Annotated in this window: 20 protein-coding genes; 6 read left to right on the top strand and 14 right to left on the bottom strand. The window is 48.0% G+C overall.

What is annotated here, in order from left to right:
* Positions 1 to 136: 136 nt before the first annotated feature.
* The 12 genes from NYE85_RS07805 to NYE85_RS07750 form a co-directional block, all read right to left on the bottom strand.
* The gene (locus tag NYE85_RS07805; protein ID WP_259004183.1) at positions 137 to 859 is read right to left on the bottom strand and encodes a hypothetical protein; all 723 of its coding nucleotides are present in this window, start codon (positions 857 to 859) and stop codon (positions 137 to 139) included.
* Entirely contained in the window at positions 840 to 2477 is a 1638-nt protein-coding gene (locus tag NYE85_RS07800) for a GspE/PulE family protein (RefSeq protein WP_259004182.1), read from the bottom strand. The genes NYE85_RS07805 and NYE85_RS07800 overlap by 20 nt, the downstream gene beginning before the upstream one ends.
* A complete protein-coding gene (locus NYE85_RS07795; RefSeq protein ID WP_259004181.1) occupies positions 2477 to 3646 on the bottom strand; it encodes a type II secretion system F family protein in 1170 nt (389 codons plus the stop codon). The genes NYE85_RS07800 and NYE85_RS07795 overlap by 1 nt, the downstream gene beginning before the upstream one ends.
* Positions 3647 to 3655: 9 nt before the next feature.
* On the bottom strand, positions 3656 to 4111 hold the full coding sequence (locus NYE85_RS07790; protein WP_259004180.1) for a lytic transglycosylase domain-containing protein: 456 nt from the start codon (positions 4109 to 4111) through the stop codon (positions 3656 to 3658).
* A gap of 3 nt (positions 4112 to 4114) precedes the next feature.
* Positions 4115 to 4534 (bottom strand): type II secretion system major pseudopilin GspG, encoded by a 420-nt coding sequence (gene gspG / locus NYE85_RS07785; protein ID WP_259004179.1) that lies wholly within the window; start codon positions 4532 to 4534, stop codon positions 4115 to 4117.
* A gap of 750 nt (positions 4535 to 5284) precedes the next feature.
* On the bottom strand, positions 5285 to 5782 hold the full coding sequence (locus NYE85_RS07780; protein WP_259004178.1) for a hypothetical protein: 498 nt from the start codon (positions 5780 to 5782) through the stop codon (positions 5285 to 5287).
* A gap of 97 nt (positions 5783 to 5879) precedes the next feature.
* Positions 5880 to 6407 carry a hypothetical protein gene (locus NYE85_RS07775; protein WP_259004177.1) on the bottom strand — a complete coding sequence of 176 codons (528 nt, stop codon included), beginning with the start codon at positions 6405 to 6407 and terminating at the stop codon, positions 5880 to 5882.
* A gap of 211 nt (positions 6408 to 6618) precedes the next feature.
* Complete coding sequence (locus NYE85_RS07770; RefSeq protein ID WP_259004176.1) at positions 6619 to 7125, bottom strand: hypothetical protein; 507 nt, start codon at positions 7123 to 7125, stop codon at positions 6619 to 6621.
* Between the two features lie 178 nt (positions 7126 to 7303).
* Complete coding sequence (gene afaD, locus NYE85_RS07765) at positions 7304 to 7747, bottom strand: AfaD family invasin (RefSeq protein WP_259004175.1); 444 nt, start codon at positions 7745 to 7747, stop codon at positions 7304 to 7306.
* A 67-nt stretch (positions 7748 to 7814) separates the two neighbouring features.
* Positions 7815 to 10334, bottom strand: coding sequence for a fimbria/pilus outer membrane usher protein (locus NYE85_RS07760; RefSeq protein ID WP_259004174.1), 2520 nt, complete (start codon positions 10332 to 10334; stop codon positions 7815 to 7817).
* A gap of 26 nt (positions 10335 to 10360) precedes the next feature.
* Positions 10361 to 11311 (bottom strand): fimbria/pilus periplasmic chaperone, encoded by a 951-nt coding sequence (locus tag NYE85_RS07755; protein ID WP_309600859.1) that lies wholly within the window; start codon positions 11309 to 11311, stop codon positions 10361 to 10363.
* A gap of 158 nt (positions 11312 to 11469) precedes the next feature.
* Positions 11470 to 13335 carry a TonB-dependent copper receptor gene (locus NYE85_RS07750; RefSeq protein ID WP_259004173.1) on the bottom strand — a complete coding sequence of 622 codons (1866 nt, stop codon included), beginning with the start codon at positions 13333 to 13335 and terminating at the stop codon, positions 11470 to 11472.
* A gap of 524 nt (positions 13336 to 13859) precedes the next feature.
* Between NYE85_RS07750 and NYE85_RS07745 the strand changes: the two genes are divergently transcribed.
* Positions 13860 to 14543, top strand: a complete 684-nt coding sequence (locus NYE85_RS07745) for a response regulator transcription factor (RefSeq protein ID WP_259004172.1) — start codon at positions 13860 to 13862, stop codon at positions 14541 to 14543.
* A gap of 138 nt (positions 14544 to 14681) precedes the next feature.
* On the opposite strand, the gene NYE85_RS07740 is transcribed toward NYE85_RS07745, so the two are convergent.
* Positions 14682 to 15608 carry a lytic polysaccharide monooxygenase gene (locus NYE85_RS07740; RefSeq protein ID WP_259004171.1) on the bottom strand — a complete coding sequence of 309 codons (927 nt, stop codon included), beginning with the start codon at positions 15606 to 15608 and terminating at the stop codon, positions 14682 to 14684.
* A 231-nt stretch (positions 15609 to 15839) separates the two neighbouring features.
* On the opposite strand from NYE85_RS07740, the gene NYE85_RS07735 reads away from it, so the two are divergent.
* The 5 genes from NYE85_RS07735 (at position 15840) to NYE85_RS07715 (ending at position 22248) form a co-directional block, all read left to right on the top strand.
* Positions 15840 to 16367 (top strand): cytochrome b, encoded by a 528-nt coding sequence (locus tag NYE85_RS07735; RefSeq protein ID WP_259004170.1) that lies wholly within the window; start codon positions 15840 to 15842, stop codon positions 16365 to 16367.
* Positions 16368 to 16649: 282 nt separating this feature from the next.
* Positions 16650 to 17333, top strand: a complete 684-nt coding sequence (locus NYE85_RS07730) for a response regulator transcription factor (protein ID WP_259004169.1) — start codon at positions 16650 to 16652, stop codon at positions 17331 to 17333.
* Between the two features lie 211 nt (positions 17334 to 17544).
* On the top strand, positions 17545 to 19572 hold the full coding sequence (locus NYE85_RS07725) for a carbohydrate-binding protein (protein ID WP_259004167.1): 2028 nt from the start codon (positions 17545 to 17547) through the stop codon (positions 19570 to 19572).
* A gap of 195 nt (positions 19573 to 19767) precedes the next feature.
* Positions 19768 to 20208: a hypothetical protein gene (locus NYE85_RS07720; RefSeq protein ID WP_259004165.1), complete on the top strand. Its 441-nt coding sequence runs from the start codon at positions 19768 to 19770 to the stop codon at positions 20206 to 20208.
* A 120-nt stretch (positions 20209 to 20328) separates the two neighbouring features.
* Positions 20329 to 22248 carry a lytic polysaccharide monooxygenase gene (locus tag NYE85_RS07715; protein WP_259004163.1) on the top strand — a complete coding sequence of 640 codons (1920 nt, stop codon included), beginning with the start codon at positions 20329 to 20331 and terminating at the stop codon, positions 22246 to 22248.
* A 1146-nt stretch (positions 22249 to 23394) separates the two neighbouring features.
* On the opposite strand, the gene NYE85_RS07710 is transcribed toward NYE85_RS07715, so the two are convergent.
* Positions 23395 to 23738: carbohydrate-binding protein (locus tag NYE85_RS07710; protein WP_259004162.1), on the bottom strand; the 344-nt coding region annotated here is incomplete at its 5' end.

Below are 23738 nucleotides of genomic sequence, written 5' to 3'. Positions count from 1 at the left end.
TCAGAAAGTTGCCTATCGTCGATAACATCAAAACCACACCGGTAAAACAGGCATGGTTTTCTATCGTTTCGTTTCCTCGCGTTACGCTGGTTATCCAGACAGCAAGTTGGCCATGCTCTTAAGATGCCTGAACCGGCTAGTACTTGCTGCCCCTCTTATGCCTGTGTTCAACACTCGGGAAGCGTCCCATTTGTCCATTGGCGCCGTCCCAAAAATAACAAGGCGCAGTACGCATGTTGGCCAGACGTAAAATTAGCGTAAGTTGTTGATCAACAGCTTGATCCGGAAGTGCCATACGGTAAACCTGCTGCCATTCATCGTCCACACGACAGGCAAAGGTACTGCTCTCGGGACCAATTATCGCGAAGATGCCCGTGCTCGGCAGTTGCTCCCTGGAGCGCACCAGTGAACGTAATGGGGTGGTTATCCCCTGCAGGCGCAGTTTCAAACTCCGCGCAACGGCGCGCAAGATTGACCATAGTTCCTCCTCCAAGGCCATCGTTAATGCATTGCAACCATAGCCCATATCTTCAAACCCTATCTTGAGTGGTTTTCCGACCAGGTGGGGGAAATGCTGCTGTACAATAACGTGGCCATAGCCACGCAATTCCGCAGGCGTACTAATGCCGTTCTGCCATGGCGTGACAAAATGGTATGCCATGCTGGCATCCAGCGAAAACTCAATGGCGTCAACCCAGGGCAAGCACCTGCAACACGAACTCAGCAACGCTAACAATGCTTCTTCCAGCGTTTGATCCGCCAGGCGTTCCGTCGTGACCAATACCGTATCCCCCAGACTCGCCCGCAGCTGCCGAGAAGAAATGTCACATCGCCAGGTTTTAGTCATGAGCGATAACACGATTGACCTCCTGCAATGTTGTCTTTCCTTCCAGAACGGCTCTTAAGGCGATGTCTTTTAGAGGAATAAATCCTTCACTATAGGCAACGTCCCGCAAGCGACGAATAGGCGCTCGGGACAATAACGCTTCCTTCATCGCGTCGCTAAAGTACAATACTTCCGCCAATGCCAGGCGCCCGTGATAACCGCTGTGACGGCATTCTTCACAGCCCAGCCCACGACGCCAGCGAGGCTGTAGTTCATGATATGTACTGGCCTGCCAAGCTGCCGTTTCCTCGTCGTTCGGCGCTACATCAACCGCACAGGCAGGGCAGATGCCACGAACCAGACGCTGCGCTACTACGCCGTTCAGCGCCGTGATTAAACTGGCGGGTTCTACCTGCATATAGAGAAAGCGCTCCAGCACGCTAAAGGCATTATTGGCATGCACTGATGAAAGCACTACGTGACCGGTCAATGCTGCCTGTACGGCTATACCCGCAGTTTCACCATCACGGATTTCCCCCACCAGGATGATATCGGGATCGTGACGCAAAATGGCGCGTAAGCCGCGAGCAAAGGTTAGCCCTTTTTTGTCATTGACCGGAATTTGCAACACGTTATTCAATTGATATTCCACCGGGTCTTCAATGGTAATAATTTTACTTTCGCCGGTATTCAATTCGCTGAGTGCAGCATAAAGCGACGTGGATTTGCCGCTGCCGGTCGGGCCGGTCACCAACACCATGCCATGAGGCATATGCGTCAATTGACGAATGGCCGTCAGAGTGTGATCATCAAACCCCAACGATTCCAGACTCAGCGTTTGATCGTGTGATTTATCCAGCACGCGCAGCACCGCATCCTCACCATGAATACTCGGCATCACCGACACACGAAAATCTACCGGGCGCTGATGGATTAACGCCTTAAAACGGCCATCCTGAGGAATGCGTCGCTCGGCAATATCCATACAACTCAAGACTTTCAGGCGCGAAATAACCTGTTCCGCGTGCTGGGAACCGGCGCAATGGCGAATAGCATGCAGCACACCGTCAATCCGATATTTTACCGAGAGTCCGTCCGGCACGGCGGAAAGATGGATATCGCTGGCGCGGCTCTGCAGGGCATCAAACAGGGTGGCATTGACCAGTTTGATAACGGTATTGCTCTCTTGCGCGATGCCAACCGGAGATATTTCCAACAGCACTTCGTCACCGCTACTTTCGCTATGCTGCGGTTCCAACTGATCCAAAGTACGTTGCTGTTTGCCAAGCGTATCCAGTTTCTCGTTAATCCAGGCTGGCGAAGCCAGCGTGGGGCGCATAGGGAAACGCTGTATCCATTGGCGTAATGGCAGCGAAAAAGGATTGGCCACCAATAGCCAGCGTTGTTGTTGATACTGCAAGGGCAATACACGCTGCGCTAACGCATCAGACAGTGAGATGCAACTAAAATCAGGCTCGGCATTAGCCAGCTGCTCTGCCGTCATCGCCGCCAGGCCCAGCAAACTCGCCATTTCTGTCAGCCGTTCAGGCTGATTATCCAGCAACTCGGCCAGCGCCTGGCAGCTTTCTGTACTCGATTGATTCAATAACACATCCAGTATGTCGGTATTATTCTGATCGATTATTGACATCAGGAAAGTCCTCCAGCCAATTCGAAAATTGGCATATAAAGTAAAAACACCACCAGGCCCACAATCCCGCCAACGGCCATCATCAGGATCGGTTCAAAGACCTTGCTAAAGGTCTCGATCGCGCGCTCAAGCGCTTCATCGTAAAAGGCCGCAATGCGTTCACACATTGCAGGCAGCTCACCGCTACGTTCACCAACCTGCAATAAGCGACTGGCAATTGGCGTGGTCAATTGTTGGGTATCCAGCGTGCCTGACAGCGATTGTCCGGCCTGGACGCCCGCCAAAACCTGCTGCAATTGTGCGTGATGGCTCACGGGTAAAACCGTGCGCGTCAGACTGAGTGCCTGCGGCGCCGGCAGCCCGCCCTGTAGCAATAAACCAAGGGTGCGGTAAAAACGGACCAAGATGGTAAGTTGATGCTGATTACGCAGCTGAGGCAATTTCAGCAACTGGCGCATTATCGCCTGCCGTACCGCCGGATTACGCAGTAATATCACCAGTCCGCCCAAGCCCAACGCCATCAACAGCAACAATAACAAGCCGTGACTTTCAACTAGTTTTCCCCACCACAGGATAAAACGTGCGCTGCCGTTCAGATTCTTCATCCCCTCGAACACCAGCGCAAAGCGCGGGATGATAAATCCCAGCAGGAAGCACAGGATCAGCCCACCAACGCCCAAGACAATCGTTGGGTACAGCAACGTGGCTTTAATCCGTTTACGCAAGGTGTCCATCCGTTGCTCATAATGCTGGAAACGCTGTAGCGCAACGGGTAGATGGCCGGTTTGTTCAGATGAAGCAACGGTATTGAGCAGCAGTTCCGGAAATACCGCCGGCAAGGCCGCCATCGCCTGCGAGAGCTGATGTCCCTGATAAAGTTTTTCCAACAGCCGGTCATACACGTTGCGTATATGCGGTTCACGGCTGCTGGCCTGCAACGCCTCGATCGCCTCGGTAATCACCAGCCCGGCCTCCAGCAAGGCCACCAGTTCTTGAATGAACAGATTGAGCGGAAAGCGCTTTTCACGAAAGGCCGTGCGCTGCTTTACCCGCATAACGATGCGCCCCTCCTGCAAATAGCGTCCCTTGATCTCCTCAATTGAATACGCCGTTACCCGCTCGGTTTTCCGTTGCCCTCGATCAAGGTAAACAACTTCATAGTTTTTCATTTCGCGGCGTTATCCATTCATTTTCATCTGTTTCAATTTCAAATATTGCGGAACTACCTTACGTATATATTTTTGCCGCAACGCCTGTCTCTGCGGCGTTTGCGCTGTACCTGCGTTATAAGCGCCAACCGCCTCCCATGAATAACCAAAGCGGCGAATATTGCCGGCCAGGATCCAGGCTCCCGTCATCACGTTCTGGCATGGATCATTAAGCAGATGCTTAGAGGTGATATTAAATTTTTTCAGCGTGGCCAAATGGCTGCTATTGATCTGCATCAAGCCGAAATCGGCCGTACCATTGGTATTGGTGTTGGTCGCTTTCGGGTTCAAGCTGGATTCCACCATCGCAATCGCCTGCAATAATTCCGGCTCAATGCCATAGCGGGCACCGGCCTGCTCCCAACAATCGGCAAAGGATGAAAAAGCCGGTGCCAATAAAGCAAAAGTCAGTAATAAACGTTTCATGACTTAAAAACCGTAGACCAGCGCCTTGCCGTCCTTGCCGGTTGAGGTAATGTCAACCTCATGCAACCCGTCTTTTGCTTGGGTAGGGTTATGCCATTGGTAAGCGTTACCCCAAGGGTCCAGCGGCACTTGCTGACTCAGGTAAGGGCCATTCCAATTACGGACATTAGCCGGTTTTTCTGTCAGCGCCTTCAATCCCTGACTTTCCGTCGGCCATGCGCCAGTATCCAGACGGTACTGACTTAATGCATCCCCTAACGAACGCATCTGCCGCAACGCGGTTTTTTCCTTCGCCTGATCGACATTGGAGAACACCTTCGGGCCAACAAATCCGGCCAACAAGGCGATAATCATCAATACGACCAGCAGTTCCAGCAGGGTAAATCCCCCTTGCTGGCGAGAGTGAGAGAGTATTTTTTTCATTTAGTGAGTAACCTGTTTTTATATTTCATCGGAGGTCGTAAAGTTACCGAAGGCAAGATGAGAAAAAAACGTGATTACTCTTCGCTACATTGAGAAAAGGTGAGGTGGAAATGAGCAATTTCTCATAACCAAAGCAGTGAGATTTTCATGATTTACTTATGGCTTTTCCGTGAGCGCCTGATTTCAGGAGAATAAGTTCCCCATTCATACTAGGCAGTTACAATAAAGTCCGCGTTATTGGACTATTCCAAAGTTGGATAGCCAACTGAGTCAGGGGCAGTTTTTTATTTAACAGGCCGGTCCCATAGTCGCTGATATCACAACAGGAATGCACTGAAGCGCGGGGACAGGCACGACAGGCTAAATAAATGGAGCAACCGAATGACAGGTTATCAGACAAAGTTAAAGGCCGGCGAATGACGCAAAGTCTGTCGCACAAGGTGAACCGTCTGGATAATGTCGCGGTGGAGAACTTGTCGGCACGCTGTAACCGGCGTGTTTTTATCTAGGCCAGCCCAGCAGCATTAACGCATTGAGGAAAACGGTAGCGGTATACTCATTATCAGGATTGGCCTGAGGTTAAAAGGCCTGAGTCCGGTAGACTAACGAACCCAGGCACAGAGGGCATCTTAACATGATCTGTCCAACTTTATGGAGCCCCCCAAGCATGGCCTGGATTTAAGTTGGACATTAGAGCGATCGTTACCGGGCGTCAGTGGGTGCGAACGGACCGGTTATCACCCTTCTGCTCTATGGCTGATAGGCGTAAGCGGTCATTGCCACCGAATATTGGCCAGAACCTACCACGCCGCTCCCCATCTTCTCGATGCTATATTGATAAGAGGTGACACTGGCCTGACCCTTTGGTTTAAGGATCATGTCACCCGAGGTGGTGACAAGTTCGGCATCGGTACTGCTAGAAACAACTTTTACCGGTAAACGAGCATCTGTTGTATTTTCTGCAATAAGAACGCGCTCGTCAGGATTGTCACCGGCCTGCCCAGAAGCCCAATCCAGTCGAACCCCTGGCAAGGCGTCTGTATAGCTGACGACGCCAGTAATAAGCACCGTTTTATCCGGCATGTCAGGTAAAAATTCCTGGGTAGAATCCATGGTATGTGTAACGGTAATAGGTTTTGAATATACCAGATCGATACTTTTGGTATCTGGCTCTCCAACGGCGGAGCCCGCATAAACAAGGCATGGCCATGTGGATAATAAAGCACAGGAAATTATTAGTTTCTTCATAAGGTTTATTTATCTCAGATACTATAAAAGAGTATGACAAGCTCAGCATTCACCGGAGAATCGTCAAAAATACATTACGTTCTCGCACGTGTAAATATCACTCACTGTACATGGATGCAGAGACAACCAGACGATAGGTACCCGGATTAGGATAATAATCACCAAATTTTAAAATGGAATATTTAAAATTCGTTGCTGGCTGGTCTTGGTCAAAATATATAAAATTATTGTTCCAACCAGTAATCGTCCCGGCACCATCTTCCATAATTGCCAATTGCATGTAATCTGGAGAACCAGTATAGGCACCGACCCGATATATTTTCTTACATGCATTCATGACTCCACCATGAGGAGCACCGTCACATCCGGTCGTGAGGGAAGACGTTTCCCCAAATCCCACTAATACCCGGTTCACCGGCGTTGAGGTTACGATCGTACCCGTTGCCAATTTGGCACCATCTGGCTTAGGATCTGCGTTAGTGGCTGTTAAATCATGGGTAAAGGTTAAAGGGATATTAACAGTGAAGTTTTTTGTGGCAGTCACGCCCGGCCCCAGATTACTTTGAGCAATGACACCCGAAGAAATCATCGCCAACGCCAAAATACCTAATTTAATAATTTTCATAGGTTCTACTGTTATCGCTTGAATTAATTTCGCAGTTGTTATTAAAAATTGCTTATAGGGTAACAAAGCATCATTGGCATAATAATAAAAACAAAGCGAATGATTATATAAATAAGGTAGCCATAGTTACTACCTACATTAAAATTCTTGCGAGCCTGAATGACAGGCCCGCAATCTTATTTTTATCACCGTATAATAACAAAACGGCTAATCACGGAGTCCAGGTGGTCGCCTCGGTAGTGATTTGATAATTACCCGCATCCAATGAATTGGCATCACCGTCCGTTAAAATCTTATAGGTCATGCTAGGCTGGGTCCCAGTAGTGACAACACGCAACCAGCCATTCTCAACGACAGTACCAGCATTAGCGCCAGGTTCCATCTTGATACTGATTTTCTTAGTCGTGTCTCCAGTTTTTACCGCAAAGCCTTTAGCTGGCGTTTGCGCTTCTGAATCTTTAATACGCATCGGGAATTGAAAGTCATTAGGGGTAATAGCAATAGTACCGTGAGCAAGCAAGGTCCCCGAAGGGATGTTACCAGAATGGAGATCATTTGCGTCAGGTTCTAATGTATGCTGAAGCCTAGTTTCTTGTGTTACGCTAAACGAAGTACTTCTTTCGACAGGAGCACCAAAAGTACCAGCGGAGGCCGATCCCACCATACCCAGAGAAAGCAATGCTACGGCTACGGTTTTCTTACTAAATTTCATATTCACTTTAACTCACCAGATTAATTTAACAATAAAAGAACTATACGGCTCACACAATGAGCAGAACAAATTCCGTTAACAAATAGCCTTCATATTACGCTAGCCCTATGAAAACCTTGATTGAAAAACACAACCACAGTTATTAATAACCCTTAAATTATCTATTGATAACTTTTATGGGGCGTCATTCTCCTCTAATTAAATCTACGTTAAAAAAGACAGGATAACTGTCCGCTGCTATATATTGGTCACCATCCAGCACAATATTGAATACGGCGCTGTGTTCTCCAGTATGTAAAACAATGCCTTTGCCACCGTCGCTATCCGGTACCCATCCGGCTTGTTCTATGCGGATACGTAACTTATGGTTAGCGTTTCGCTGCCCGGTTAATTCATAACGATTGGGCCGTTGCGCCGAATAACCGACATCACTCCAAACCTGAAAGCCCAGGTGGTTGCCAAAATGCGCAATCCGCCCTTGCCCAATCCGATACCCGTCGTTCATTTGGCCGGCTACCTGCCTGTCGTTCATCCGTATTTCAAACTGTGGCGTTTCCGCCGCCTGTACCGGCGCGCCCCAGAGAGCCCCCAGCAGTACGCCAGCCAGCACCCAGCCAAAGTGTTTCATTCGCATCGTTACCTCTCGTCCGGCCAGTGACGGCCATCACGCTTGACCCTGATCGTAAACCGCTCACTCAGCGGCAGGTGGCACGCAGTACGTACACGCCTGCCGGCCCTTTCTCTTGTGGCAATTGATAGCTCGCATGGCACTGTTGGTGTGGCTCTGGCCCCCAGTTAACCGACAGCCTGCCCTGCTCCATCAAGCCTGTCAGATAGGCCTCGCCACGCTCGCCAACCACTCCTGCCATGGTATTCTGGCCGTCCAGCTTAACCACCGCGCCAAACGCAGCGGGCTTGCCGTCCGGGAAATTCAACGTCATTAACCCCCTGGCTCCAAGGCGCGTAGCAAACGTAGCCGCCACGATTGCCCCCTGCGTCGGTACCACTTTGACGTCCGTCTGGGTTATTTCCGCATCTGCCGGTAGGCTGGCCGGGTTTAGGCTCACCGTATTTTCCTGGTAAGGCGATATCCCCGAGCGGGTGGTATACCCACGATAATCGGTTTTATTACCGGCCCATCCGCCTACATCCACACCAGCGGCGCCCGGTGCTGCAACCAATGCCACGGTATCGCCCAGAGGTTGACCAAAGGTCACGCCATTACGATGAACGACCACCCCACCGGCGACCTCCGCCCCCATTTGACGCATAGAGGGGGTGTAGCTGTAACTGCCGCGAAACTGGCCATAACCGCCGCTCCAGCCCAATTGCAATGCGGAGCCGTTACGGTCACTGCTATCCACACCCGCGCGATACCGCTGGCGGAAATCCCAGGAAAGCTGCCGTTCAAACGCCTGGCCATTAAGGCCCAATTCATGCGACTCACCACTGCGTGATGAATTCACTTGGTAACTGGCGCGGGTATTGCCCCCCAACCAGTGATCCAACGGCATGCTGACCATCGCACTGATTATTTGTTCTGTTCGTCGCTGGCCCCAGGCGCCCCGCTGACTGTTCTGGCTCCAGTTCAAGGACAGACTGCCACTACCGATACCGGTGCTATAGCCAAGACCAAATGCATCACTACTTCCCTCTCGGTGCCAATAACGTTGGCGGCTACCGCTCAGGTTCAGAGATCCCCACCTGCCCAAGGACTGGCTAAGCGACAGGCTGGAGCGCATTTTGCTGCGCCCGATATCGGAACGCGTTTGCCACCCGTTATCAGTTACGCTGCCGTCATAGCTGTTTAATACCTCTGATAACGTGTTATAGCCTGCCGACGCGTACTGAGTGCTTGCCAACGTAAAGTTGGTATTGGTCGCCTCCAGCATTTTGCTGTAACGTACTCGCCAACTGGCACCGGATTCAGCCTCCAGACCCTTGCGTTGACCATGCGCCCAGGTGGAGTCCAGGGAAATACTCCCCCAATTGCCCAACGAGGCGCCCAACCCCAGCGACAGCGCCTGAAAATGCGCACTCCCCTGCACACCGCCATAGGCGGTCAGGCCCCACGGCAGACCATACATCAGCGTGGCCTGGCCAATAGCCGCATGATCCGCCGAACGGTATTGCCCTGCCATCAGGTTGTACCTCAGCGTTCCTTCTCGCAGCGCAATGGCCGGCGTCTGGAAAGGCACGGTAAACACCTGTGGACTTCCATCGGTTTCCCAAACTTTAACGTTCAGTTCACCACCGCTACCCACCGGCGACAGATCGGTAAGCGCAAACGGCCCAGGTGCCACCGTTCCGTTATAAATGGTGTAGCCATTCTGTTTAACTTCTACCCTAGCCTGGGTGCGTGCTATTCCACGCACCACCGGGGCAAATGAACGCTGGCTGTAAGGGAGCATCGCTTCATCGCTCCCCAGCATTACTCCCCGAAAGGCAACGCCATCAAAAATATCGCCTGGGGTATAGCGTTCTCCCAGCGTTAAGCGGCTATTAATTCCATATAGGCCACGCTCGGCATAGGTGTAGGCACTTTGCCAGCGTCCCGGCCGCTGCCCCTGCTTTTGCCAACTGCTGCTGTTGCGCAAACGCCATGCGCCGACATTCAGACCCGGTTGTAATTGCGCATATTGCGCATCAGTGCTTTTGCCCTGGTACTCAATCCGGTTTGTACTCAGCTGATAATTCATCAGTGCCGCAGTAATACCGTCGTTCCATAATACTCTTGGCGCAATCCCGGTTAATTTTGGTAATAACGCTACCTGTGGAATACTCAGCAGCAATTTTTGCTCATAAAATCGGAACTCGGTATTAGCCTGCGGGATTGCAGATAAATTGACGCAAGTTCCTTTTCCATGCTGGTTATTTTCAGGCATTACCCCCGGATAATCAGCAACCTTCACGCCGTAGCGAGTCAATTGTTCTAAACTCAGGCAAGGCTGCAACGAGGGTTTACCCTGTGCATCCTTTTGCAACTGGAAAACCACATCCCCCGTATCTACCAAGTCGCCATTGAGCAATATATCCACCTGATAAACACCCGGTAACTGCCCCCCCTGATTAAACAGGGTCATATCAATGTTATCATCGACGTTTCCAAGCATGGTGGCATCAAAACTGTAGGTTCGCGCTTCCCCAATAACAGGTGAACACGCGAGCCAAACCGCCAGGCTCGCTGGTAAATAACTCTTTGCTCTTAAAGACATGGTTTCGTCTGATTACCTTGGTATTATTATTTCAAGGCAGCCTGATAAACTTTGCTTTCGCCACCAAGGTCGTCGATTGCACGCCATTGAACCTGCCCGGCAGCGCCCGCCGGCAGCGCGAAGCTACGCGAAGAGAAAGGTGGGACATATTCAATGCCCGGGACGGCTTTTCCTCCTACGGTGAGCGAACTCAGATTAATGTAATATGGCGTCGGGTTTTTAGCGTTGAGCTTGCCACCGCTACGCGACCAGACCAAAGCATCTGCCTCGTTCAACGTCGGAGCCTTGATACCTTTGGGCCGCACCAGCAATTTGATGCAGTTCTGTACGCTGACCTGCACATTTACTGCAACCTTTTTTGCTGGCGCCTGTGATTTACCATCTTCGCCAGCCGCCCACTGATCGTCGTTTTTCGGTGGAATACCGGTCACACACAGCCACTGTAAACTTTCTCGATCGTCCGCCAGTTGCCCACCTGTGCGAACAATTCGCAGGCGGCTTTGCTGTTGACCATCAAGTCGAAACAGCGGCGGTGTAACCACAAAAGGAGCCGGCGTTTTTTTATCTTCCGCCAATACCGTAGAACGCACCAGCATCGGGTAATTCTGTTGGTTGATAACGGATAGCGTGGCTCCATTAGAAGCGGCATCGTAGATAACACGAGAGGCGCCTAATTTTAATACGAAGGTATCCGTTGACAACGCCATATTCTGCTCGGTGGCGCTTGATACTACCGGGGTCATGGCAACAGCTAGAGCAATCCCCATAGCCGACAGGACACCCCGTGAGTAATTTATAGATATTTTATTTGCTAATACTGATACTGACATTTTTTCACCGTTAAAAAACAAAACGCTAATAGGTAGAATCACAAGCAAGCAGAATAATTTTCCAGCAAGATAGCAAAAGTTCTGCAAAGGCCTTATGAAATACTCATGATTAAAAACTGATAACCAACTAAAAACAAAAAAAACCATAAACATCAATTAATTAAAAGATAAAATCAGTTCGTGTTCTTATTGTCTTCCTTGCTGACTCAGAAATAATCAAGCATGACTAAGATAAAATTGCGTAGGGAATGTCCCTACGCATATAGGGACAATATATTTCCCCCAAAGGCACTCACTAAAAATTATTAAAATTTGTACCCTATATTAATCCACCCACTTCTGCCCGGTTCAGGGATCCGTTGATTACTGGAAAAACCAAACTGTTTATTTCCAGCACCGTTCAGATGCTCCGAATATTGCTTATTAAGTATGTTGTCGATACCGACACCCAGTTCAAGATTATTGGTAAAGTGATAATTCGCACTCAATGACACGACGCTGAAACCCGGCGAATAGCCGTGATCGCGCCCCGTTACGTTACCCTGATCCTGCGCAACGCGCGTTTGTGCCGCAACAGCTCGCCAGCTTAATGTGGTGTTCCATTTGTCCGTAGCATAGGTCAACTCGACTTTGCCATCCAATGGAGGCAACTGCGGCAGTGGACGATGCTGGCTCAGGTTTTCCCCTCTGGTATAAGCCACGCTGCCGGCAAATTTCCAGTTCGGCGCAAAACGCCACCCAACACCGGCCTCACCACCCAATGTCCAAGCCTCAACGTTTGTTGCCTGGCTTACCGGAGTGGAATAGTCAAACAAAATGTAATCATTGACTTTATTCACCCAGGCAGACAGCCAGTAATCAATACTCTCCGAGCGATATTCCACTCCGGTATCCCACTGCAGGGTTTTCTCATTTTTTAACCGCTGGAAGCTCTGGCTGCCGGCCTTGCCGGAAAATAGCTCCCAATAGTCAGGAAATCGTTCGGTATAGCCGACACCACTCCAGGCCATCACATGCGTATCGGGGAATCTATGTTCGTAACGTGCAAATGTTCCCGGCAGCCAGCTCTGACGGCGACCTTCTCTCGTTGGACGCAGATCGTTGGCGTATATATTGTCGACTCGGCCACCAACAACGATTTTATTATCGTCATCAAGCGATTGTTGCCATTCCGTAAACAGCCCTAATTGGCGCGTTTCTGCATCCGCTTGCCAACCCTGTGGCTGTTTTTTACGATGCTGATTCAGTTGGGCATCAAAGCCGCTGGTCAGCAACGTATTATCCTGCTCCCATTCCATACTGAAGCGAGAGCCGTACACCACACTGCCTACCTGAGATGACATTTTCATCATTGGCGGCTGCCGTAATGAAAAATTATCCATCACATGGTCAGTACTGTTGTAATAACTGCGCCAGCTCAATTTACGGATATGTTCTGAGACATCGTTTTTTTCAATTTTCAGGGCAACGCTCTTGCGCAAAAATTTTGCGCCATCCATACCACGCCCCGCATAGCGGGCTTCTCCATCGCCACCATTGACAGAAAGCTCAACGAGATCGTTATCGGTTGGCGTCCATCCCAACGTTACTCCGGCGTTCCATTTGCGCCATAAGCTGGGTACTACGCTACCATCGCCTGCTTTATAATCTTTTGCCTGCGATCGATTTGCATCAGCCCGCAACCACCCCGCCTGGCTACCTGCTACCAGGGAAATCGCCTGATCGGAACGACCGTAGCTCCCGTGCAACAGCGAAATATCGCCCTTTATCGCGGGCTGGGTAAAATGTTCCGGCAAACGCTCAAACAGTAACGTTCCTGCTGAGGCCATCGGCCCCCATAGCACCGTTTGTGGTCCTTTTACTACCTCAAGGAGATCAAAACTGTTTGGCGAAATATAAGATGTCGGTGCATCCATCCGCGATCCACATCCTCCCTGTAGGTTGCCACCATCGGCCAAGATATTGAGACGCGACCCGAACATGCCGCGCATTACCGGATCGCCATTACTGCCACCATTACGAATTTGGTTAAAACCGGGCAACGTGGTCAATAATCCCGCACCATCGCTGGCGGTTAATGACGGCGCTTTGGTCGCGGTGACAAGCTTCCCCGCGTCCTGTAACGATACCGCTTTTACCGTTATCGTATCTTCCGCATGTAATGGAAACACCGACGCCCCACAAGTCGTAATAAGGCAAGCCAACAGACTTTTCCTTATTGGCAATCTATTTATTGATACAGGGTGCATTTCCTACCTTTAATACTTTTTATTTTGAGTGAGCATCTATGCGGAATTCACTGAAATCATTCCCCACGCCCTAATAAATTTTAATTTACCTAAATTAATCCCAAGAACCCATGGTCTGCGCACAAGAATATTCGTATTTTACCCAAGAAAAATTCCATAAAAATCATTTAAAACTCACGTTTAAATCACATGAAAAAATTCATTAAAACAGGATAATTAAATAGTATCCATATGATCACAATAGAGAAAAAAAGAGGAATCAACGCACACCGATTTCCTCTAACGAAATTCGTCATAGACATACAGTAAAACAATATATGAACTTTACCGTAAAATAGCAGCAGGATTTTTCTGACTAGTATGATAGGAAATTCCCGTTTTTAGGCGTATTTTTCTCGCCATCAACTCACTCGCTTACCACTAATACTCATTATGAGGATGGATGTATGACTGTTAATATCGTTATTGCTGATGAGCACACCATTATCCGTCGCGGCGTACTGTCGATGATCCATAACATGTCCACCACTGAATACAACATGGACAATATCGATTTCAACGTTGTCGGTGATACCGACACCCCGGCAGAACTCTGCAATCTGCTTGCCCAGCAGCGGGTGGACATCCTGTTTCTCGGTTTCTCGCTAAAAACCCAGAAAACTCACAACCCGATCTCTGAACTGGATGGTGTGGCTCTGGTGAAATGGCTGGCGCAGAAATTCCCGGCAACGCGTATCGTGGTGCTGTCACCGTACCGTAACAGCAACATCATACGCATGGTATTGCAGGCCGGTGCCGACGGTTACATCAGCCGCGAAACCTGCGAACGCTCTCTGTGGCGTACCATCATTTCCGTGCTTAACGGAGAAGCCTACATCGAACGTGGCCTGATGGATTCACTCTTTCGCGGTGATTCCCTCGTTGGTCAGGAGCTGTCACCGCGAGAAAATGACGTATTGCGCATGATGTGCCGCGGTCTGTCCCTGACGGCAATCTCCGCTAAAATGAACTTGAGTAATAAAACCGTCAGTGCACATAAACTCAAGGCCATGGAAAAGCTCGGAGTAAAAACCGATTGTCAACTTTATTGCCTGCTGTCACAAACGCGCATGTTTGATATCGCCATTTAAAAAATATTAATTAATAAACTGCCATTTGGTCCAGATTGCTATTTTAATATGACACCCACCCGGAATAAATTTGCATAATACGCTGTCCCCCAATACCACGAAGGATATTGGGGGAAGCATGGGAAAAGAGGCGTTTGGTTAGCGTAACGTCCACGCCTCAGACCATGCCCAGCCGCTACCTGGCTCATAAGCATGATTCAGACCACACCAGCCATTGGCACCATTGGTACTCTTGCACTGGTACAGTTTCCCATCACGCCCACGCACAATTTCGCCCCCTTTATACTGATGGCCCTGTTTCCAGCCAGGATATTCACCTGGAACAGGCAGCTCAACGCCATTGTCGTCGTCAGGATGCGGTGGCGTTACTGCATCATCGTTGTCGCCATCAGGGTTATTTGGTGGGGTATCATTATCATTACCCGCATCGTCGCCAGGATGATTGTGTCCACCGAAATCGACGTCGATAACATTATAAAAAGTGGCATCGGTATCACCCACATCCCAGGTTGCCAAAATAACCTGATAGCCATCACGCTCAGGTACGTTGCATTCATGAGGCTGGCTTTTTCCTAATGGAGGGATCTGGTTTTTCCCGTCAATCACACAAAAAGGTTTGGTATCAAAGGAAGCGCGTGTTAACGGCTTATTCGGGTTCCAATCTGGCTTGGTTATGTAATAACGCCAGTCTTTAGTGCGGTGAGGAGCAGTAAAGGTCCAGGTAAAGGTTTGCTTACCGGCTTTCATTGACTGTTTGTACCAGCGACTTTCGCTCTGCGCATTCAATGGACTCATCGAAGCCAAGCCGGCACCGGCAATCTCACCATCTTTAGGTGCATGAACGATGCCCCCACCGCTGCCTTGAACCTGATAGGCGGGAAAACCATCATGTCCTTCCACGCTTTGCGGCTCATACTGCACCGCACCACATTGTGTATTTAAATTACCCATTGCGGCAGTACAACTATATCCGCGAGATGCAGGTTCACTTACATAACCATGCGACCAGGCGTTCGATGCTGCCAATAATGCCAAGAGACTCAAGCCTAACTTTGTCTTTTTCATAATAACTGCCCATATTGATATTTTGTGAAATAATTTTGAGCGGACAGTATGGCAACGCAGCCTAAATTTAAAATAAGAATTTCCTCCAGGCGCTAAAGAACTGGGTAAATAAAAAACAAAAATGAAAGAATAATCTTAAATTTTAAGGAAGCATTCTCATTTCATAACTTCAGAAAAAACTGAAAAATCCCCCTCTCTCAAAAAACCGAACCACAATTGAAAAATAGATAAATGTCTCAACTAGAACCAACAAGAACGACCTATGACAGGTTTTCAAAGGTGATGCACTGGCTGGTTGCCATCATTATCATATATGCAACGTGCATGGGGTACTTGCTTCATGCATTAGAAGGTACCGCATGGTTCGACTTCTTTTCAGAATTGAACATGTCTTTAGGAACGCTGGCACTCCCGGTTATGCTGGTACGTTTCATCTGGCGTTTTTTCCGCCCTTCGGTTGCAATGCCAGATTACATTTCCCCAAGAAAAAAGCAGATGATTGCCCTCATACATGAAGTGTTTTATTTAGTAATTTTCCTGGTACTGATCAGCGGGTTTCTGATGCTGACCAAGGGGTTCTATTTATTCTGGATTCTGTATATACCTCAACCGGTTACAACGCCAGAAGTAAATGATTTCTTTTTCAAAATCCACCGAATTGGTTGTATAACCCTTGGGATTTTCATGATCGCGCATATCGGCGCCGTATTTAACTATTTACGACAGGGAAAAAAGGAAATTTTAAAAAAAATGACCTGATAACCAAATAATTATCTTCACAAAAATTGAAGAGAGAGTAGAACCCAACAACGGACCAGAGTTAAAAAAGATGTAAACTGCCGGTTCACTTCTCTCTTCAATGATTACGTTGCTCTCATCCCCCAGAAGCTCGCTTAATAGCCAGCGCCCCCCTGCCCTCCGTAAACACCATGCGCCATCAGTATTTTCTGACTAGTATGATAGTAAGCACCCTCTTTATACCGTAACTTACGCGTCATCAAATCATTCGTTATTGCCAACACACTTTCTGAGGATAGATGTATGTCTATTAATATTGCTATTGCTGATGAGCACACCATTATCCGTCGTGGCGTGCTGTCGATGATCCATAACATGTCCACCACTGAATACAGCATGGACAATATCGATTTCAACGTTGTCGGTGATACCGACACCCCGGCAGAACTCTGCAATCTGCTTGCCCAGCAGCGGGTGGACATCCTGTTTCTCGGTTTCTCGCTAAAAACCCAGAAAACTCACAACCCGATCTCTGAACTGGATGGTGTGGCTCTGGTGAAATGGCTGGCGCAGAAATTCCCGGCAACGCGTATCGTGGTGCTGTCACCATACCGTAACAGCAACATCATACGCATGGTATTGCAGGCCGGTGCCGACGGTTACATCAGCCGCGAAACCTGCGAACGCTCTCTGTGGCGTACCATCATTTCCGTGCTTAACGGAGAAGCCTACATCGAACGTGGCCTGATGGATTCACTCTTTCGCGGTGATTCCCTCGTTGGTCAGGAGCTGTCACCGCGAGAAAATGATGTATTGCGCATGATGTGCCGCGGTCTGTCCCTGACGGCAATCTCCGCTAAAATGAACTTGAGTAATAAAACCGTCAGTGCACATAAACTCAAGGCCATGGAAAAGCTCGGAGTAAAAACCGATTGTCAACTTTATTGCCTACTGTCACAAACGCGCATGTTTGATATCGCCATTTGACCTAAAAAAATTTACCTGTATTCGTAATAAAAATTTCAAAGTCAGGTTATTAGGAATTATCTTGATGATATGGGATTTCCCTATACATTTACGCATACATTCTTAATTACATGAAATTTAGCAATGATTAATATTGATAGAAATGCCAGCAGAACTTAAAAACTGGTACGAACAACCGTATTCAATCACTAACAAAACAGAAAACGTTTAAATGAAAAAGCTACTAAAATTAACGACATTGACAACCTGCTTAATGTTGGCAGGAGTATCGGCATTATCTCACGCCTCCGTTCAGGATGCCGCATCTGCCATGCCAGATATCAGCACTAAAAAAATCATGGTCGGTTTTTGGCATAACTGGGCCAGTAAATCCGATGGTTACCAGCGGGGTACTTCCGCAGAGTTCCCCCTTTCTCAAGTACCGGAAGGATATAACGTAGTCACAGTTGCCTTCATGACGGGGGATGGCATTCCCACATTCAAACCTTATAACATGTCAGACGCCGAGTTCCGTGCGGAAGTCGGAAAATTAAATGCGCAAGGCCGAGCGGTTCTGCTTTCACTTGGCGGCGCTGATGCACATATAGCATTGAAAACAGGCGATGCGAAACAATTTGCCAACGAAATTATCAAATTGATAGATATGTATGGCTTTGACGGTTTGGATATTGATCTGGAAGGTTCAGCAATAACCGCTGGTGCCAACGCAACCGAGATCCCTGCGGCATTGAAAATGGTTAAGCAGCAATATCCTAAATTTATCATTAGTATGGCTCCCGAGTTCCCACACCTGCGTAAAAATGCAGGCTATGAAACACTGGTCAAGAGTCTCGAAGGCTATTACGATTTTATTTCACCGCAATATTATAACCAGGCTGGGGACGGCGTTGATGTACCAGGCGTCGGTTATTTGGCACAGAATAATGAAGCACGTAAGGCTGAATTTTTATTCTATCTAACGGACTCGTTTATCCACGGTACTCGGGGTTACATTCAGATTCCGGCGGAAAAATTGGTGATTGGTTTGCCAAGTAACCCAGATGCCGCTGGCAGCGGCTACGTTAAGAAAGAAGCCGATCTACGCAGCGCGCTGGAAAAATTGGCTGCACAAGGCACACCGATCAAGGGATTAATGACCTGGTCAGTCAACTGGGACGCGGGGCGTGATGCTAACGGTAATGCGTATGGCTACGAGTTTGTTAATCGCTATACCGGTCTGGTGCACGACGATATCCCTGCGGCTCCCGATACTGAGGCGCCTTCACGTCCAGGCAAACCCATCGGTTTAGCCATCGATGAGACCATTTCTTTGACCTGGACCGCCTCGCAAGACAACCAAGGGGTGGATCACTACGAGATTTGGCGTGACGGCAGCAAGGTGGCACACGCCATTGTGCCTGAATGGAAAGATAAAAATATCAAGCCGGCAACCACGTATGGTTATTATGTCATTGCCGTAGACAAAGCCGGAAATCATTCAGAGGCGAGTGCGACAACCCTGGTAACCAGCGCAGCTGACAATAACCAGCCAGAACAGGACATCCAGCTACCGAGTACTCCGCAGGGTATCCAGGCTTCCCACATTAGCCAAACCAGTGTAACGCTGAACTGGCAAGCGGCGACCGATAATGTTGGAGTCATACATTATCAGATCTGGCGTAACGGTATCGCTGTCGCAACCAGTAAAGTCACAAATTGGAGTGATAATAATCTGAAAGCAGGTAACCAATACGCCTATCAAATTGTCGCCGTAGACGCCGCCGGCAATAACTCGGCTAAAAGCCAGACATTAATGGTGAAAACGCTGTCGGAGCCCGGCAATGATGGCGATCATGGCCAGGGCACGAACACTTTCATACCAGGAAAGTCGTATGTAAAAGGCGATAAAGTTATCTACAATGGCAAGGTTTATCGCTGCATCAATGCACATACTGCCGCAGCACACTGGGCACCCGATGTCGCGCACAGCCTGTGGTTGCCAGACGGTGAAAACGCACCGGGTGGGGATAGCGATCATAATCCAGGTAACGACGGCGAACAGCTGCCTGATAATGGTGGGGATCAAACACCAGACAATGACGGTGAACATGCTATTACGGAGTTTACAACCGGCAAGAATTATCACAAAGGTGACCGGGTTCATTATAATGGAAAGGTATATCGTTGTATTAACCCACATACCAGTGCAGCCCACTGGGCACCAGACGTCGCATTAAGTTTATGGGCGCAGGAAAAATAATATTTTCATGTAGGATTTACTAAGCCATTAAGCCCTTTTGTGCGGATCAGTCACAAATTTCAACAACGCCGCAATGCCAATCTATGGCATTGCGTTTTAAGTCGCATAATGGCAACGCCTCTGGTTACCAACCAATAATCAGAAAGAGGCAAAAGCTTATTCAATACAAACTTAATAGCCTTGAGTATTATTTTAATGAAAGTTAAAGCAAGAATTTTTTTATCGACTCTTTTTCTTATGATGACGTCTTCGGTACTACATGCTTCACCAGTAGCGCATGATAAAGTTGCCATAACGCCCTCTTCAGAGAAAAATTCAATGCAAATGGCAAAAACTCCTGTGCCATCTCAACAAAATGAAAAGGATATTTGGAAGAAACTTGTCTGGTCACAAAAGAGTGGCGACCTTGTCGTAACAAACACCAGTAACAAGGTTGTACATTTACAACCAGAGATCAATCTTATTCCAGATAACATGCCGGTTACCCTGGGGAAAACAGATATTCAACCAGGTGAACATTTCGTCATACATGGCGTCTGCAAGCATCATCTACCGCTACAAACCCACGTAGTGATTTCTCTAGCCTCCAGCGAAAATGGAAAGATAGAAAAACTTACCGTCCCAATTTTGAAATAATCTAAAAAACAAGAAAAAACCCAGTAAAAAAAAGAAGTTTCCAGTACAAAAATGAGAGCATTAAGATTATTTTAATGCCTCATTTTTACATGTAAAAATAGCCACGCGGAATAAATAAATATGTTTTTTTCTAAAAATAAAGTACTTTCTGTCGTTATAGCCAGTATCGGGGCAACGTCGATCATCGGCCCCGCATTTGGTCATGGGGCTTTAGAGTCACCCAAAGCTCGCCATTATGAATGCAAGTCCCAGGGAAATCATTGGAATCCCGGGGCAATGAAGAGCGCGGCGTGTAAAGCTGCATTGGAAAACAGCCCAGCCAAACAGGCTGCTTTTGATGGCTGGAACGGCTATACCGGTTTTGCCCCTGCACCTCATGGCTTGGCTGAGGCCAAACGGGGCGTGCCTGATGGTATGCTTTGTACGGGGAAGCACCCAGAATATGCTGGTTTCAATCAACCCCGTACTGACTGGACTTCAACCACGCTGACACCTGACAGTAATGGCAACGTAAAAATGACCTATTACTATACGGCCACTCACTCTCCCTCGTTTATTGAGTTTTACATCAATAAAAAAAGCGTCGATCCGACCAAGAAAGCCCTGGGTTGGGATGATGTGGAACTGCTGAAACGGTTTGACATTACGGCAGGTGATTTAAGCGTGCGGCATACCATTAATGTCACAATCCCTGCCGATCGAACAGGTAAAGCCATTATCTTTACCCGTTGGCAACGTATCGATCCTGCTGGAGAAGGTTTCTATGGCTGTAGTGATGTCAATATCAAGCCTCGTACTGGAATCGAAAACCCGGGGGGGGATGAAGGGCATGAAGAAGAGGATGGTGCGCAAATCGGCTGGTTTGACAAGGGTTCATTCATTACGGCTGCACATATCCCTGCAATCGGAGAGCAAGTGCGTTTTCGTTTAATGGGCGGTACTCGTGGCGATAATATCGTTGATGAATCAGTTACAATCAACGCCCAGAATGCTGAAAATAGCGCTTGGGTAGTAGAGTTAGCCGATAAAATCAATCGTACGCACGGTAACCTGGTACAGATTGGACAGCTACAGCCAGATGAAACTATCAGTTTTAACCAACAGCAACCACGACAAAACAATGTGTTTGTTAATGATAAACGACATGGTTACGCCATTGAAATTGTCAAAAACATCACCGTACCGGTTGTCACTCTCGATCGCTATATGATCGATCCTATTTCGACAATTAGTGCTAATTATAGTTATAAGATTACCGGCAGCAGCGATAAAAACGTTGTTAAGTGGCAATGGACACGGGTAGCCGGCGACGAACGCATCTATGCTTCTGTTGTCGATAAGCCAGTGACAAATATCGTAATTCCTGCCGGCGTGGGCGGTGGAGCTAACGCAACCTTTGAATTGACAGGTACTAACCAAAAAGGTGAACACGGCAAGGCAACCCTAAAAGTCAACATATTGGCACCAAGCGTTAGCTTGACCGGGCCAAGCAGTATTTCTGCCGAGCAAAGTGCAAAATACAACGCTAAAGCCAACTTTGATTATAATCAGGGAATCGTTAGTTATGATTGGAAGCTGGCGAAAGATGGCGCTGAAATTTCGAATGGTATTTCTCAAGATGGGGTGGTGAAATCTGGCCTGGCAGCAGGCGACTATCAAATTACCGTTTCAGCAAGACTTAACAACGGTGAACGTAGCGCCAATAACTCACGCATACTAAAAGTGACGGCAAACAATAATAACCCTGGTGATGAAGGTACGTCAGCACATAAACCCTGGATTTCAGGTAATACCTATGTTGCAGGTAATACGGTAACTTGGAAAGGTATTAATTACCAGGCTCGCAACTGGACACAGGCCGAACCGGGGAAAGGTCAAGACTGGAAACTATATGACAATGCCAAGCCAGTTAATTGGCAGTCTACTATGGTTTATGAGTCAGGCAACGCCGTAATCTATGAAGGAAAAGTATACGTAGCCACTCAATGGGCTCCTCAAAATACAGTTCCAGGAAAAAGCTCAATCTGGAAACTTAAATAACAAACGGTATTATACCGGTTTGCCTTTAGCTTGGCGCAAACATACCGGTTAATTTATTAAAACCAGATAACAGGCTGTCTCTCAGCCTGTTATCTTTTTTCTCCATTTATTCAATTTAGCCGCACCTTATAAATAGCGGCCTGTTGATAATATCCTCGCTCAAATAAACCATGCACCTTTAGGGGATCTCCCGGCATTTTGATGTTGTCTCGAGGGGATCGCTAAGCGTGAAGCCCCTTTTATCAAACACCAGATAATTACCGCCTTCAAGATGGCTGAACGATAGAAGACACCTACCGTATTTCGACTTCAAAGACGAGCGGCTTACGGCTATCACTCAGACCTAATTCATGTCAATCCGGTTGTCAGCGCACATTCTGTAGGTTACTTAGCATCGCCCACGCATGGATTCAGTGAACTGTTTCAGACACTACGGCATCTGCCTATCTCGCGGATTACCAACGTACCCAACAATTCTACTGCTTGCTGAAACCGCTCCCGCCGCAGAGGAAATTATCACCTACCGTCGCGTAATCCGCATTACCGATAGCACTAAAACAGAGCACGAGTCAGTAGTTTTCATGAATAGATACGCGAGCCTGTAACTACTCTCTTCAGGTATCCCCTGCGGTTGGTTTAAAAATCTCCGACTGATCATCGAACTCGACATGAATCTGCCCGTACGGCCTGTGGCCAATTGCGAGAATCCATGGCTGTTACCGCTGCACGGCACTGTTGCACGGGTGTGTTTTTTGAAGGATTACCGACCAAAGTGGCAGGCGTTTGTTTATCCATATCGCTAAATAAAGCGTGGAAAATTATCGAGAAATGACTTAGCGAATATAATTGTGAATGACTATATGCATCTCTGAATACTCTGGTACAGGAGCAATTGCGTATAATTAGCCATTCCCTATTTTAACAGGAAACAATGTATGCGTATTTATACTTCCAAGGTAAATAGTGTGCCGCTGATTATTTTTAATAGGTAACTATACACACATTATTACCGGAAGAACACAATGGCCATTCTTATTGTGACAATAAAAAAACGCCCGATGAAACTCATCGAGCGTTTTTAATACCGAAAACATTACCGATAGTAAGGTTAAATATTTCCCCGGCAATCAGGAAATCAATATTCTATTATTTAACCATTTCCCAAACTGAACTGGTCCCGGGTTGTTCACCTTTCGTCCACCATTTCGCTTTCCAGTTTTTACCTTGCCAGATCGCAGTATCACCACCATGGTAAACAGTATCAACATTCCACTCCTGTTGGTCCGCCTTATTCAGGTTTTCCCATACATCACTGCTACCAGGCCGATCGCCTTGCGTCCACCAGCGAGCTTTATATTCTTTACCTTGCCAACTAACTACGTCTCCGCCAACGTATACTTTAGCAGCCTGCCAACTGGCGTGGACCCCATTATCCGGGGTTTCCGGGGTTTCCGGGGTTTCCGGGGTTTCCGGGGTTTCCGGGGTTTCCG

Source organism: Serratia sp. AKBS12 (assembly GCF_024793895.1).
In the GTDB taxonomy this organism is placed as follows: Bacteria; Pseudomonadota; Gammaproteobacteria; order Enterobacterales; family Enterobacteriaceae; genus Serratia_F.
The sequence above is the reverse complement of the archived record's forward strand: the minus strand, read 5'-3'. Positions and strand labels throughout refer to the sequence as shown.

Excerpts from the sequence above, each read along its gene's own strand:
- gspG (WP_259004179.1), bottom strand. The coding sequence starts at position 4,534 with ATGAAAAAAATACTCTCTCACTCTCGCCAGCAAGGGGGATTTACCCTG.
- NYE85_RS07790 (WP_259004180.1), bottom strand. The coding sequence starts at position 4,111 with ATGAAACGTTTATTACTGACTTTTGCTTTATTGGCACCGGCTTTTTCA.
- NYE85_RS07800 (WP_259004182.1), bottom strand. The coding sequence starts at position 2,477 with ATGTCAATAATCGATCAGAATAATACCGACATACTGGATGTGTTATTG.
- NYE85_RS07730 (WP_259004169.1), top strand. The coding sequence starts at position 16,650 with ATGTCTATTAATATTGCTATTGCTGATGAGCACACCATTATCCGTCGT.
- NYE85_RS07795 (WP_259004181.1), bottom strand. The coding sequence starts at position 3,646 with ATGAAAAACTATGAAGTTGTTTACCTTGATCGAGGGCAACGGAAAACC.
- NYE85_RS07775 (WP_259004177.1), bottom strand. The coding sequence starts at position 6,407 with ATGAAAATTATTAAATTAGGTATTTTGGCGTTGGCGATGATTTCTTCG.
- NYE85_RS07780 (WP_259004178.1), bottom strand. The coding sequence starts at position 5,782 with ATGAAGAAACTAATAATTTCCTGTGCTTTATTATCCACATGGCCATGC.
- afaD (WP_259004175.1), bottom strand. The coding sequence starts at position 7,747 with ATGAAACACTTTGGCTGGGTGCTGGCTGGCGTACTGCTGGGGGCTCTC.
- NYE85_RS07745 (WP_259004172.1), top strand. The coding sequence starts at position 13,860 with ATGACTGTTAATATCGTTATTGCTGATGAGCACACCATTATCCGTCGC.
- NYE85_RS07715 (WP_259004163.1), top strand. The coding sequence starts at position 20,329 with ATGTTTTTTTCTAAAAATAAAGTACTTTCTGTCGTTATAGCCAGTATC.
- NYE85_RS07735 (WP_259004170.1), top strand. The coding sequence starts at position 15,840 with ATGTCTCAACTAGAACCAACAAGAACGACCTATGACAGGTTTTCAAAG.
- NYE85_RS07720 (WP_259004165.1), top strand. The coding sequence starts at position 19,768 with ATGAAAGTTAAAGCAAGAATTTTTTTATCGACTCTTTTTCTTATGATG.
- NYE85_RS07755 (WP_309600859.1), bottom strand. The coding sequence starts at position 11,311 with ATGGTTTTTTTTGTTTTTAGTTGGTTATCAGTTTTTAATCATGAGTAT.
- NYE85_RS07740 (WP_259004171.1), bottom strand. The coding sequence starts at position 15,608 with ATGAAAAAGACAAAGTTAGGCTTGAGTCTCTTGGCATTATTGGCAGCA.
- NYE85_RS07760 (WP_259004174.1), bottom strand. The coding sequence starts at position 10,334 with ATGTCTTTAAGAGCAAAGAGTTATTTACCAGCGAGCCTGGCGGTTTGG.
- NYE85_RS07725 (WP_259004167.1), top strand. The coding sequence starts at position 17,545 with ATGAAAAAGCTACTAAAATTAACGACATTGACAACCTGCTTAATGTTG.